This window comes from Bacteroidota bacterium (genome assembly GCA_016706865.1).
In the GTDB taxonomy this organism is placed as follows: domain Bacteria; phylum Bacteroidota; class Bacteroidia; order Chitinophagales; family BACL12; genus UBA7236.
Genome location: JADJIS010000002.1, coordinates 989514 through 1004019 on the forward strand (window position 1 = coordinate 989514; position 14506 = coordinate 1004019).

Here is a 14506-nt window from a genome sequence, read left to right on the forward strand (position 1 = left end):
TGTAGACTCTGGCGGGGCAGTCGTAGGCCATAGCGCAGAGCAAGCCCCCACATAGTCTACTCACACCTATAAAAATCAATTATACCCGTGAGGGACTGTGGGCTTCGGAGGAGAAAATTTCATTCTAAAAGTGTTTACGAATGGAAATATAAAATCAATTATATCCATTATAACTCTGGATATTTTCGTCCCCATTTCCGCCAGAGTCCCACTTGAAAAATACATTAAAATTTAATGATTGATTTTCTGTGTAGACTCTGGCGGGGCAGTCGTAGGCCATAGCGCAGAGAAAGCCCCCACATAGTCTACTCACACCTATAAAAAATCAATTATACCCGTGAGGGACTGTGTGGATTCGGAGGAGAAAATTTCATTCTAAAAGTGTTTACGAATGGAAATATAAAATCAATTATATCCATTATAGCCCTGGAAATTTTCGTCCTCAATTCCGCCAGAGTCCCACGTGAAAAATAATTAAAATTAAATGATTTATTTTCTGTGTAGACTCTGGCGGGGCAGTCGTAGGCCATAGCGCAGAGCAAGCCCCCACATAGTCTACTCACACCTATAAAAATCAATTATACCCGTGAGGGACTGTGTGGCTTCGGAGGAGAAAATTTCATTCTAAAAGTGTTTACGAATGGAAATATAAAATCAATTATATCCATTATAACTCTGGATATTTTCGTCCCCAATTCCGCCAGAGTCCCACTTGAAAAATACATTAAAATTTAATGATTGATTTTCTGTGTAGACTCTGGCGGGGCAGTCGTAGGCCATAGCGAAGAGAAAGCCCCCACATAGTCTACTCACACCTATAAAAAATCAATTATACCCGTGAGGGACTGTGTGGATTCGGAGGACTAAATTTCATCCTAAAAGTGTTTATTTAGGGAATATAAAATCAATTATATCCAGCTTGGCCACGAGTATTTTCGACCCAATTCCGCCAGAGTCCCACATGGAAAGTAGAATAAAATTAAATGATTTATTTTCTGTGTAGACTCTGGCGGGGCAGTTGAAAGTTAGGAAATAATACCCCTATTTTTCATCTAACTTTTTCAACTCCATCTTAAGTTCTTCGAGAGTATATTCTGACATTATAATTTCAAATGTTTTATTTTCTGTCTTGATTTTTTGCATTCCAAGGTAGGGAACCTGATCGCGGTATTGAATGGCAACTATCCAAACTTCCTCACCTTTGGGAATGCCTTTAAATACATAATTTTTTTTATCGGGGGTTCCGGGAAATACACTCCTGCTGTTTATAAATACTAACTTGCAATCGGTAAATTCATTAGGTCTAATATTAACTTTCAAATCTACAGGATTTCTTATAGTTTTAAAATCATCTAAATTACTCCATCCGAAATTTGATGTATTATATATATAATAACTGAAATCATCAAATGCAATGGACTTATTTCCATAATTCATTTCTATTGTATTAATTTTTTCCTGCTCCATTAATATAGCTAATTCCTCCATGGTAGTTGCACCATATTTATCAAGCAGTGGTTTATTTATAGCATATACAAGGTCTTTTATATTATCAACTCCATATTTAACAAACATATCATACATCCATTGACAACTGTTTTCGTTATATGTGGGTCTGCTGTTGATAATGGAATCTGCATTTATATTGACATTCAGATTTACATTGCCGTTTTTGATCCTTCGTTCAAATTTTCTTGTTTCACGCGCATCCCGGCGAAGTTTTCGTTGGCATTCTCTGAATCTTTTATTTTGTTGATGTTGTGCGGAATTAAATATTCCTCTAAACCCTTCATCAAGTCTCCTGCACCTGCAGAAAAAATAATCCGATTTGTTAAACGCATATTTACACCTGCTGCAACCGGGATAAACTCCTCCACATAAAAAAGCACCACAACCAATAACTTGCTCTAATGTGAAATCATTTAATTGACTATTATTATTTACTGTCCAGTTAATTTGATCGTGTATCTCTTCACCGGTGAAAACTTTTAAACCAGGAACGATGGTATCAGTTGGAGTCATCACCAGATAATCTGTTTTGGACTTAAGGTTTAATTTTTTATCGCCCTGAACTGCCTGTACATATACCATCCCCTGCGATTCTAAAATTTTATCACCCGACATGGTTGTGATGTTATCCAATATCATGTCCGATTTTAAATATTCTTCCTTTACCTGTATAATTACGCAATCAGTTGATTTTGCATTATAAATAATAGTATTTCCTTTGATATAAACGATAGTCCCATACTCACATATTATTATGGTATCCTTTGTAGGATCTATGCAAAATTCCTGTAAATCGCGTTTGCTTTTTTTATAAAAATCTGCGATAGTTGTTGTGGAAGTTTCTTCCGGAAAAATTTCATCTAAAATTGATTTTCTGACAATTCCGGAAATAATAATATCTACACGTCGGTTTCTTTGTTTTCCTTCTTCAGTTTCATTTTCTGCAATGGGTTTATTTTCACCATACCAATTGGTGGTGATATTTTTTTCCGGTATGGAATTTAATAATAAATACTGATTAACACTTGTGCACCTTTTTTGTGATAATTGCAAATTATATACACTATCTGCATCTGAATCTGTATTGCCGCGTATCAACAATTTATAGGTCTTATAACCCGCAATAGAATCAATCACAGTTTTTAGTATACTGCTATCTGCAAAATCCAGATTAAATTTATCAGTTTCAAAGTAAACAGATGTTTTATAAAAATTAGATTGGCAGAATGAATGCTGAATTAGCAATAGGAAAAAAATAGCTGTAAATATTTTCATATGAAATTGGGTAAAAAAAAAGCAGGTTAAAATAAACCTGCCATTAAAGATAATAATAATTTTCTCACTCCAGATCACTCAGATCAAACCCATTCATAAAGCTTGTATCAAATACCCCAGCCCTGAATTTTGGATCACGCATGAGCTTTTTGTGGAAAGGAATGGTTGTTTTAATTCCCTCTACAATAAATTCATCTAAGGCTCTTTGCATTTTTAATATTACTTCTTCACGTGTGCGCGCCTTGCAAATTAATTTAGCGATCATGCTATCGTAATAAGGTGGGATGGTATAGCCTGCATACACAGCAGTATCTACACGAACTCCATGTCCTTTCGGAGAATGGAAACTGGTTATTTTACCCGGACTCGGAGAAAAATTTCTTGTGGGATCCTCCGCATTTATTCTGCATTCCATTGCGTGTAATAACGGGAAATAATTTTTTCCGGAAATTTTTTCTCCCGTTGCAATTTTAATTTGTTCTTTAATTAAATCGAAATCTACCACTTCTTCCGTAACAGTATGTTCAACCTGAATACGTGTATTCATTTCCATGAAATAAAAATTCTTGTGTTTGTCAACAAGAAATTCTATTGTTCCTACACCTTCATATTTAATACTTTCTGCAGCTTTAACCGCTGCATCACCCATTTTTTTTCTCAGCTTCTCATCAAGAAATGGTGAAGGACTTTCTTCAACTAATTTTTGATGTCTTCTTTGTATGGAACAGTCTCTTTCACTTAAATGACAAGCTCTTCCATATTGATCACCCGCTATCTGAATTTCGATATGACGTGGTTCCTCAATATATTTTTCCATATATAAACCATCATTATTAAATGATGCTTTTGCTTCCATGCTTGCGGTATCAAATGCACTTTCCACTTCATCCTCTTTCCAAACAATACGCATTCCTTTTCCACCACCACCGGCAGTAGCTTTCATGATAACCGGATATCCTATTTTTTTGGCTAATTTTTTAGCTTCAGCCACATCTTTTAATAATCCTTCACTTCCTGGAATTACAGGAACACCTGCTTTTTTCATGGTTTCCTTCGCTGTGATCTTATCGCCCATTTTGCGGATCTGATCAGCGGTAGGTCCAATAAATTTAATTCCGTATTTGGTGCATATCTCAGAAAAAGTTGCATTCTCACTTAAAAAACCATAACCAGGATGTATGGCATCCGCATTGGTAATTTCCGCAGCGGCCATAATTTTCGGAATACTTAAATACGATTCTTTGGAAGATGGAGGTCCTATACAAACTGCTTCATCGGCAAAACGTACAGGCAAACTTTCTTTATCGGCAGTGGAATAAACAGCAACGGTTTTAATTCCCATTTCTTTTGCTGTTCTAATAACCCTTAAAGCTATTTCGCCGCGATTTGCTATTAGTATTTTTTTGAACATCTTATTTTAAATATCTAATGTACAAATTTGCCAATGTGCAAATTCAAAGTGTGTAATAAAAGAAAAGATTATTTGGTCTCAATTAAAAACAATGGTTGATCATATTCCACGGGACTTGCATCATCCACAAGAATTTTTGCGATCTTACCCGAAACTTCACTTTCAATTTCGTTGAATAGTTTCATTGCTTCAATGATACATAATTTTGAACCAACGGAAATTTCATCACCAACTTTCACAAAAACATCTTTATCAGGTCCGGGAGAACGATAAAATGTTCCAACGATCGGTGATTTAATTGTCATTGTATTTTCTGCTGCAACTGCTTCAGATTTTGATTCTTCTGATGTGCTTTGCGTAGTTTTTTCTGCAGTTATTTGTTGCGTTTGTGCAACTTGTTGCATCTGCGGTTGTTGCATCATCATCGGAACTTGCATAACTCCGGAAGAAGCTAAGGCAGTTTTAATTTTAATGCGAAAATCTTGATTTTCGATAGTGAGTTCAGCGATGTTATTTTTATTAACCATCCTGATTAACTCCTGAATTTCTTTAAAGTCCATAGTAAGGTTATTTTACACGTTCAACATATTCAAATGAGCGGGTGTCAATTTTAATTACATCACCCGAATTAACAAACATAGGAACCATAATACTTGCTCCGGTTTCCAATGTTGCATTTTTAAATGCATTTGTTGCAGTATTGCCTTTCACACTCTGCTCTGCAAATGTAACTTCTAAAATGATATGTGCAGGTAACTCACAGAACAAAGGTTTTTCCGTTTCAGCATGAAATAAAATATCTATCTCCTGACCTTCCTTAAAAAATTCCTTTCCTTCCACCATTGCCTCATCCAAGGTAACCTGGTCGAAAGTTTCCTGATTCATGAAACTATAACCGGTTTCATCCTTGTATAAATATTGAAATGTGCGACGTTCAACTCTTACAGTATTGATAGTAGCGCCTGATGGAAAGGTATTTTCCAAAACCTTACCCGTTGTTAAACTTTTGATCTTCGTGCGCACAAAGGCATTGCCTTTACCCGGTTTCACATGCTGAAAATCAACCACCTGCCAAACATCATTGTTAAAGTCGATGCAAAGTCCTTTTCGAATATCTGCTGTATTTGCCATTTTATGTTAAGTGTTGTCCTGATGATTAGATCAGGATGTTTATTAATGTCATTAGTCAATAGTCAGGAGTCAATAGTCAGGGGTAACTCAAATTGTCAATTGTCAATTATCAATTATCAATTGAGTAAGCCCACTTTATCAGTGTTGCTCCCCAGGTAAATCCTCCGCCAAATGCTGCTAATACTATATTGTCTCCTTTTTTCAATTGCGGCTCCCATTCCCACAAACACAAAGGCAGCGTTCCCGCTGTTGTATTTCCGTATTTTTCAATATTGATCATCACTTTTTCTTTGGATAATCCCATACGGTCGGCTGTGGCGTCAATAATTCTCAAATTTGCCTGATGCGGAACCAGCCAGGCAATATCTTCACTCACCAGATTATTGCGTTTCATGATCTCCTCCGAAACATCTGCCATATTTTTAACGGCGAATTTGAACACTGTTTTACCTTCCTGATAAACGGTGTGCTCATTGCTGTCAACTGTTTCGTGACTTGCAGGTTTTAATGAACCACCTGCCTTCTGATGTAGGTAATGTCTTCCTGAACCGTCAGAACGCAAAATGGAATCAATAATCCCCGTTCCATCTTCACTAGGCTCAAGCATTACAGCTCCGGCACCATCTCCAAATATAACACAGGTAGTGCGATCATTATAATTTATGATGGACGACATTTTATCCGCCCCAACAATTACAACTCTCTTATATGTTCCGGTTTCAATAAATTTTGCACCCGTGGTGAGGGCGTATAAAAAACCGCTGCATGCAGCACTAATATCGTAACTTAAAATATGCCCACAGCCTAATTTATCACAAACAATATTCGCTGTTGCGGGAAAGGCCATGTCGGGCGTAGTAGTTGCCACGATCAGCATTTCAATATCTGTAGCTTTTAATCCTTTTTTTTCAAGCAACCCCTTTACAGCTTCAACAGCCATATCGCTGGTTGCCAGTCCCTCTCCCTTTAAGATCCGGCGTTCTTTTATACCGGTTCTCGACATGATCCACTCGTCAGAGGTGTCTACCATTTTCTCGAGTTCGGCGTTGGTGAGCCTGTATTCAGGAACATAACCGTAGACACCGGTTATTGCTGCAAGTGGTTTATTCATGCCTGTAGTTGGTTTTAACTAATGGAATACCTCGAATTATACGAGGAATTAAGATCAGGCTTTCTTTTCGATTGCTATTTTTCCTCTGTATGTTCCACATTCAGGGCACACACGGTGATACAAAGTTGGAGCACCGCAATTGGCACAATTGATCACATTTGGCGCTTCAACACCATGATGTGTTCTGCGTGTGCGGGTTCTTTGTTTCGAGTGACGTCGTTTTGGATTCGGCATTGTATTCTAGTTTTAATTTTTACTCAAATTATTTAAAATATCCCAACGGGGATCAATTTCCTTTTTGTCTTCTTCTTCCTTTTCTGTTGCTAACAGCTTTAATATTTCAGGATCACACCCAGGGTCACCATTCTTTTTGTCGGGATGGGTCTTTTTTATGGGAATAGATAAATGAACAAATTCATAGATCATCTCCGAAACATCCAAAACCGAATCCCCATCTGATATCCAGATCACATCTTCATTATCTTTATCCTCCTCGCGCTCATCTCCCACCTTTACATACATGGTATAATTTCCATGTATAGGAAGGTCAAATGCTTGTCCACAACGGTCGCACTCGGAGGCAACACTGCCTGAAATATCAAAATTAAGAACGAACAATCTATCCTTTTTATCAAAAATCAGATCTACGAAAACCTTGCCCTGCTTAACCAGGCTATCCTCGAAGTGACTAAAAAATGCGTCTTCCAGCACAAAATTAAAGTGGTGCTCTTCCAACTTTAGTCCAACAAACGGTATCTGGTATGCCCTCAAATCTTTCACGACCCAACTGTTTTAAAAAAGGCTGACAAAGGTAGTGAACAAAAGGCAAAAAGGGGAAAGATTTTGATTATATTGGTCAAAGAAGCATGAATTTGACCATTTTTAGTCAATTATCACCCTCTAAACGTGTAATTTCCGCTTTGATCTGCTCGGGAACAGGTGTTTTTTGATTTGTATTAAAATCATACATCACCAAAATATCTGTACCGATGGTAGACAATTCACCTTTTCCGCTAAAAATCTGATGCTGAAGCCCAAAACTGGTGTTTTTTATAAAAGAGACAGTAGTTTCAATTCTAATATTATCGGGATAATACAGTGGTTTTTTATATTCCAGCGCCGAGGATGCCAGCATAAATCCAACTTTATCCTCCTCCAGCATTTTCATTATCCCTATTTTCTCAACAAAATTGACCCGCGCAGATTGAATGTACTTGGCATACATCACATTATTAATATGACCAAACAGGTCCATTTCACTCCAATCAACTCTTAATGTTAAAATTATCGGTGTTGCCATTTGCTTGTTCTCCGATTATCTTTCTGCCTCAACGTAAGACCTTTTCAGGGGGTTTTTAGTGCTTTCAGCATATGAAACCCTTCGGTTACAGATGTCGATGGCAGCAAAAATGGCGTGTAGTATACTCTCTCCGGAAGCTTCATTCTTTCCCGCTATATCATAGGCAGTTCCATGGTCGGGCGAAGTGCGCACAAAAGGTAAACCGGCGGTAAAATTGATACCACTGCCAAAACTCAGGCTTTTAAACCCTACCAGTCCCTGATCGTGATACATTGCGAGTATTGCGTCAAATTTCTGGTAATTTCCACTGCCAAAAAATCCATCAGCAGCGAAAGGACCAACCACATATATTTTTTTGTCCTGAGCAGCTTTGATAGCAGGTATGATGATATTTTTTTCTTCATCACCAAGCAATCCTCCATCACCTGAATGTGGGTTCAATGCCAAAACTGCAATAGTAGGATTAAAAATAGCAAAATCCTGTTTCAAACTATGGTTAATAAGTTCGATCTTCTGCAGTATTTTTTCCTTTGTAATTGCTGCAGGAATTTCTTTTATTGCTAAATGATTTGTTACTAATCCAACACGTAAATTCTCGTTCATCAACAACATAACACTTTCTTTATCTCCGGCCTTTGCATTAAAATATTCCGTATGACCGTGATAATTAAAACCACTTTGTTGCATGTTATTTTTATTGATAGGTGCAGTTACAAGTGCATCTATTTTTTTCGCTAAAAGATCTTGCGTAGCGGCTTCCAGGCTTATCAGTGCAGTCTTTCCGCCTATCGCAGTGTCTTGCCCGGGTTGTAAAATAATATCATCGGTAATACAATTAATTATGTTCACCGATTTTGTATTAGATTGATCTGCATCAACACAAGTTGTATAATTAAATCCTTCTATATTGAACATTTTTTTATAAAAAGATAAAATTCTGTTTGATCCATAAATTACAGGAGTACATAATTTTAATATACGATTGTCGTCGAGTGCTTTTATGAGTACTTCGGGACCAATTCCATTAACATCTCCGAGTGTGAATCCTATCTTTAATTTATTGTCCATCGATGTAAAATTAGATAACCATCCGAAGATTTTTTAATCCTTATCACGAATTAATGCGAAGTTTGCAGAATCCTCTAGTTCAAATATCAAAATATATGCAACACAGTTTTCACCATAAAAAATCGCTCGGCCAACATTTTTTAAAAAGTGAGGCCACTGCTTTGGAAATTGTGCAAGCTCTGAAACCCGAAAATGATACTATTCCGATTCTGGAAATTGGTCCGGGTCTGGGAATTTTATCAAAACACCTTTTACAGCTTCCAAACCCGATCTTTTTTAGTGAACTGGATGCAAGAGTAATTTCCTTTCTAGAGGAGGAGCTGAAAATTGATCCCTCCTATATTATATATGGTGATTTTTTAAAATTGGATCTATCCAGATACTTTACCGGGGAATTTTTAGTGATAGGCAATTTCCCCTACAATATTTCCTCCCAAATACTTTTCAAAATTCTTGATTTTAAGGAGCAAGTACCCGTTTTAACAGGCATGTTTCAAAAGGAAATGGCCAAAAGAGTGGTTGCAAAACATGGCAATAAAGAATATGGGGTGATAACGGTAATTGTTCAGGCCTATTACGATTGCACTTACTTATTTGAACTTCCACCCACCGCATTTGATCCTCCACCGAAAGTAAATTCCGCAGTAATAAGACTTTCCAGAAAAGCGACGGCATTAAATTGTGATGAAAAACTGTTCAAACAAATAGTTAAAGCCGGCTTCAATCAAAGGAGAAAAAAACTTTCAAATGCACTTTCGGGAATTCCGGGATCAAAAGAAAAACTAATAGCCCTTAACTTTGCCGACAAAAGGGCCGAACAACTGAGTGTTGAAGATTTTATTGAACTGACCAAATCTTTTACAACTGTCCAATAAATTTATTACTCCTATTATATATATGTAAATGTTGAAAAAAGTAATCATTACTGATCATCTTCACCCTTACCTGGAGCAACAATTGACAAAACTTGGTTATGAGGTAGATGTTCAGCAGGATATAACAAATGAGCAACTCTTTGAAATAATTGATCAATACTTCGGTCTTGTTCTCAGCACCAAAATAAAAGTAACTCCTGCATTACTTGATAAGGCAACAAAACTCGTATTCATAGCAAGAGCCGGCAGTGGTATGGAGAATATTGATATTGAATATGCACTTGCCAAAAATATCCAGGTAATTAACTCACCGGAGGGAAATTCGAATGCAGTAGCTGAACATGCAGGTGGAACTCTTTTAGCCTTAATTAATAATATTACCCGATCAGATAGAGAAATAAGAGCAGGAATATGGCGCCGTGAACAAAACCGTGGTATAGAACTGGAAGGGAAAACAATTGCAATTATCGGATACGGTAATACCGGATCTGCATTTGCTTTAAAATTGCAGTCCTTTAATATGCAGGTCTTAGCATATGATAAATTTAGATCCGGATTTGGATCCCCTGGCGTAAAGGAATCTGATCTTGCCGAAATTAAAGAGAAGGCTGATATTGTTTCCTTTCATTTGCCATTAACAGACGAAACGTTCCATTTCCTCGACGATGCTTTCATTTCAGATATGAGAAAGAATTTTTGGGTGATAAATACTTCCCGTGGGAAAGTGGTTGATTCTCGTTCTTTATTGAAAGGTTTAATTTCCGGAAAGATACTTGGAGCAGGTTTGGATGTTTTTGAAAATGAGCAATTTTATCAGCTAAAGGGAGATGATAAGCTGATTATGGAAAAAATGTGCAGTTTCGAAAATATTATTCTAACCCCGCATATAGCAGGTTGGACCCATGAATCCTACTTTAAAATCTCCAAAATATTGGCTGAAAGGATTGAGGTGCTTACACTTCCAAATGTTAAGTGACAAAAATATGATACTAAAGTGACGGGTGTATGACGGGAAAATTAATTAAAGGATATACTTTTGTTTTCAATTATTTACATAATTTAGCGACTCTTAACAAATTTTAAATTTTCGGTCTATGAATAAACTCCTTTACGCACTCGTTGTACTAGTTTTGTGTGTTGGTTCGGCAAATGCCCAATCCGGTGAGATTCAGGGAAAAGTTCTGAATGATAAAGCAGAGGGAATTCCCTTCGCGAATGTGGTTGCCTATAAAAATGGTGTACTTGTTACAGGTGCCACCACCGATTTTGATGGTAAATACGCAATTCCGGCATTGGAACCAGGTACCTATGAAATTGAAGCTTCCTATGTTGGATTAAAAAAACGTCTTACAGGTATTACCGTTTCTCAGGGTATCGTTTTCCTCGACGACATTTTGCTGAGCGATAAGATACTCGATGTGGTTATTATTAAATACCAGGCTCCTTTGGTTGACAAAGGAAATACCAGTACCGGTGGTGTGGTTACAAAAGAAGACATCCAAAAAATAGCGACAAGGAACGTAACATCTATTGCAGCTACCAAAGAAGGAGTTTACCAAAGTGATGAAGGTGGTGGACTGAACATCAAGGGTTCACGTGGTGATGCAACGGAATATATTATAGATGGTGTTCGTGTTTCAGGTTCTCTTAAATTACCTCAGGATGCCATTGAACAATTAGAGGTAATTACCGGTGGTGTGGATCCTAAATATGGTGATGCAACAGGTGGTTTTATCACTATTACAACAAGAGGTCCATCTAAAAATTACAATGGAAGTATGGAATTAGCTACTTCAGAAGTTTTGGATGACTATGGATATAACCTCGCAAGTTTATTTTTAACAGGACCTATCATCATGAAAGATAAAGGTACCGACTCTGCTCAGGCAAAATTCGGTTTCTTTATTGCGGGTGAATTAGAAATGGAAAGAGATCCCGATCCTTCCGCAATCGGAAATTTTCAGGTTAAGGATGATGTGATGAATAGTTTAACTGTTGATCCATTGCGTCCATCGGTTACCGGTTTAGGATTTAATAAAAATTCAGAATTTATAACTGATGACGATATTGAAGCAATTCCTTACCGTTTAAATACAAGCAATCGCGGACTTGCTCTATCAACCAAATTAGATTATAAGTTTTCACGTAATACAAATCTTCAGGTGGGTTTATCTTGGAGAAATTTTCATGGCAATACTTATGCAAGAACATTTGCATTGTTTAATTCAGAAAATAATCCGGTAGATGATCAAAATACCTATCGCGGATATTTAAGATTTACTCAGCGTTTTCCAGAAAAAAAATCTGCATCAACAAAAGAATCCGTTGTAGGTAATGCTTATTACTCTATTCAATTGGATTATACCAAATTTATTAGTACTCGTCAGGACGGCGATCATCAAATGAATCCGTTTGCTTATGGTTATATCGGACAATACAATACTTATAAAGCTCCCGTATATTTTTATACCACCGACGAAACTACCGGTTTAACCGGTTGGGTACTTGCAGGCTATGCTGATACTTTGGTGGAATTTACAGCAGGAGAAGCAAATCCTGAATTAGCGGAATATACTACGGAGTATTATGAAGGTAGTGGAATTCCTCCATCCAGTTTATTTGATATTCAGTTAGGCGGTGGATTATTAAATGGAGAATCTTCTTCCTTATTCCTTTCTACATATAATATGTGGTATAATGCAGGGGTTCCATGGTTCAATTATTCAAAAACAAATGAAGACCAGTACAGTTTAACTTTTGGAGCATCTTTGGATCTTAAAAACCCGAATGCAACAAATGTTTCTAAACACGCAATCGAATTTGGATTTGAATTTCAACAACGCATTGAACGCTTTTATGGTGTAAATCCAATTGGATTATGGACAATAGCACGTCAGCTTGCCAACAAACATATTTTAACACTTGATACTGATAATCCATTACTTATAATTGATGGCGAAGAATATACTTATGATGAATATATAAGTACTCCAGGTTTATACTTCGGTGAATTTGATACAATTACTTACGACAGATTATCACTTGGCGATGATCAGGCATATTTTGATCAACAATTAAGAAACAGATTAAATGAAATGGGAATGCCGGTTGGCGATCTTGATTATATTAATATTGATAATCTTCCTTTAGATGCATTTTCCATGGATCTGTTCAGTGCGGATGAATTATTAAATCAAGGTAGTTCATTAGTATTTTATAATGGATACGATTATTTAGGAAATACTGTAACAGGTGCTCCATCATTCAACGATTTCTTCACACAAAAAAATGATGAAGGTTTATACACTCGTCCTATCGATGCATTCCGCCCGGTTTATACTGCCGGATATATTCAGGATAGATTCAATTTTAATGATATCGTATTCCGTGTTGGTGTTCGTGTTGACCGTTATGATGCAAATAGAAAAGTGTTGAAAGATAAATATTCATTATATGATGTTTATTCAACCTCTGAAGTGGATGGTTCTCTTAATCCAAATGGTGCACATCCAGGAAATATCGGAGAAGATTTTGTTGTTTATGTCGATGATTTTAATAGCCCTAGTCCTACAGTTTTAGGATATCGCGATGAAGATGTTTGGTATAATGCAGATGGTCAGGAAGTATCTGATCCAAACGTTATTGCAATTACATCTTCAACAGGAACAATTACACCTTATGTAATAGATCCTGATGCAAATATTAAAGATGAAAATTTTGATCCGAATTCATCATTTGAAGATTATACTCCACAGATCACTTTAATGCCGAGAATTGCATTCTCTTTCCCTATCTCTAAAGTGAAAGACAGAGAAGCATTATTTTTTGCTCATTATGATATCTTAACTCAACGCCCTCCAACAGGAACTTCTGCAAGTCCTGCAGATTATTATTTCTTCCTGGAAAATGCAGGTGCATTAATTGATAACCCGGATCTTAAACCTGAAAAAACAATTGACTATCAGGTTGGTTTCCAACAACAATTATCACCTTCATCTGTAATTAAAATTTCTGCTTTCTATAAAGAATTGAGAGATATGATTCAGGTAGTAAACGTACCTTATGCATATCCACTTTCATATTCCACTTATGGTAACCTCGATTTTGGAACTGTTAAAGGTTTAACTGTTTCTTATGATATTGCACGCAGAACAAGAAACCTGAAATTATCTACAAGTTATACATTACAGTTTGCTGATGGAACAGGTTCAAGTGCAACTTCACAGATCAACCTTGTTGGTGCCGGTCAACCGAACTTAAGAACAATTATTCCTTTATCTTACGACTCACGCCACAGTGTGAAATTAGTTCTTGATTATCGTTTCGACGATCCTGAAGGTGGTCAACCAACCTGGTTAAATGACGTTGGTTTGAATACAACCTTTAATGCGCGTTCAGGAGAACCTTACACGCGTCAGGCAAATCCACTTGCAACGGCACAATTTGGTGCCAACACAAGAGCAACTTTGGAAGGTGGTATAAATGGTTCTCGTTTGCCTTGGCATTACAGAACTGATATTAAACTTGATAAAGCATTCACTTTTGGTATTGGTAAAAACGACAGGCCGATAAGCATGGACGTTTACTTATGGGTGCAAAACCTGTTTGATAACAGAAACGTGATCGCTGTTTACGCTTATACCGGAAACCCATTGGATGATGGATATTTAGCATCTGCAGAAGGTCAGCAAATTGTAAGCACAGTATTAGATGCTCAATCTTTTACTGATCTCTATAATATAAAAGTTCAAAACCCTGATAACTATAGCATTCCAAGAAGAATACGTCTTGGTGTTGCATTTGATTTCTAAAATAGATTTAAACTG

At 36.8% G+C, this 14506-nt stretch carries 12 protein-coding genes; 3 read left to right on the forward strand and 9 right to left on the reverse strand.

The features are described 5' to 3' along the window. Positions 1 to 1041 precede the first annotated feature (1041 nt). The 9 genes from IPI31_07280 to pdxA form a co-directional block, all read right to left on the reverse strand. Positions 1042 to 2784 carry an OmpA family protein gene (locus tag IPI31_07280; protein ID MBK7567619.1) on the reverse strand — a complete coding sequence of 581 codons (1743 nt, stop codon included), beginning with the start codon at positions 2782 to 2784 and terminating at the stop codon, positions 1042 to 1044. A gap of 64 nt (positions 2785 to 2848) precedes the next feature. Next, on the reverse strand, positions 2849 to 4195 hold the full coding sequence (gene accC, locus IPI31_07285; GenBank protein MBK7567620.1) for an acetyl-CoA carboxylase biotin carboxylase subunit: 1347 nt from the start codon (positions 4193 to 4195) through the stop codon (positions 2849 to 2851). A gap of 68 nt (positions 4196 to 4263) precedes the next feature. Further along, complete coding sequence (accB, locus tag IPI31_07290; GenBank protein MBK7567621.1) at positions 4264 to 4755, reverse strand: acetyl-CoA carboxylase biotin carboxyl carrier protein; 492 nt, start codon at positions 4753 to 4755, stop codon at positions 4264 to 4266. A gap of 7 nt (positions 4756 to 4762) precedes the next feature. Beyond that, entirely contained in the window at positions 4763 to 5326 is a 564-nt protein-coding gene (gene efp, locus IPI31_07295) for an elongation factor P (protein ID MBK7567622.1), read from the reverse strand. Positions 5327 to 5435: 109 nt separating this feature from the next. Further along, entirely contained in the window at positions 5436 to 6437 is a 1002-nt protein-coding gene (locus IPI31_07300; GenBank protein MBK7567623.1) for a ketoacyl-ACP synthase III, read from the reverse strand. 54 nt (positions 6438 to 6491) lie between these two features. After that, positions 6492 to 6671 carry a 50S ribosomal protein L32 gene (gene rpmF / locus IPI31_07305; GenBank protein MBK7567624.1) on the reverse strand — a complete coding sequence of 60 codons (180 nt, stop codon included), beginning with the start codon at positions 6669 to 6671 and terminating at the stop codon, positions 6492 to 6494. Positions 6672 to 6683: 12 nt separating this feature from the next. Further along, the gene (locus tag IPI31_07310) at positions 6684 to 7217 is read right to left on the reverse strand and encodes a DUF177 domain-containing protein (protein ID MBK7567625.1); all 534 of its coding nucleotides are present in this window, start codon (positions 7215 to 7217) and stop codon (positions 6684 to 6686) included. Positions 7218 to 7323: 106 nt separating this feature from the next. Beyond that, positions 7324 to 7737 (reverse strand): acyl-CoA thioesterase, encoded by a 414-nt coding sequence (locus IPI31_07315; protein MBK7567626.1) that lies wholly within the window; start codon positions 7735 to 7737, stop codon positions 7324 to 7326. A 15-nt stretch (positions 7738 to 7752) separates the two neighbouring features. Next, entirely contained in the window at positions 7753 to 8805 is a 1053-nt protein-coding gene (gene pdxA, locus IPI31_07320) for a 4-hydroxythreonine-4-phosphate dehydrogenase PdxA (protein MBK7567627.1), read from the reverse strand. A 95-nt stretch (positions 8806 to 8900) separates the two neighbouring features. Here pdxA and rsmA point away from each other — a divergent pair, with 95 nt between their 5' ends. The 3 genes from rsmA to IPI31_07335 all read left to right on the forward strand — a co-directional run bounded on the left by rsmA (position 8901) and on the right by IPI31_07335 (position 14491). Next, positions 8901 to 9680 carry a ribosomal RNA small subunit methyltransferase A gene (rsmA, locus tag IPI31_07325; GenBank protein ID MBK7567628.1) on the forward strand — a complete coding sequence of 260 codons (780 nt, stop codon included), beginning with the start codon at positions 8901 to 8903 and terminating at the stop codon, positions 9678 to 9680. 28 nt (positions 9681 to 9708) lie between these two features. Next, positions 9709 to 10656, forward strand: a complete 948-nt coding sequence (locus IPI31_07330; protein ID MBK7567629.1) for a hypothetical protein — start codon at positions 9709 to 9711, stop codon at positions 10654 to 10656. A 118-nt stretch (positions 10657 to 10774) separates the two neighbouring features. Then, positions 10775 to 14491 carry a carboxypeptidase regulatory-like domain-containing protein gene (locus IPI31_07335; protein MBK7567630.1) on the forward strand — a complete coding sequence of 1239 codons (3717 nt, stop codon included), beginning with the start codon at positions 10775 to 10777 and terminating at the stop codon, positions 14489 to 14491. Positions 14492 to 14506: the final 15 nt, after the last annotated feature.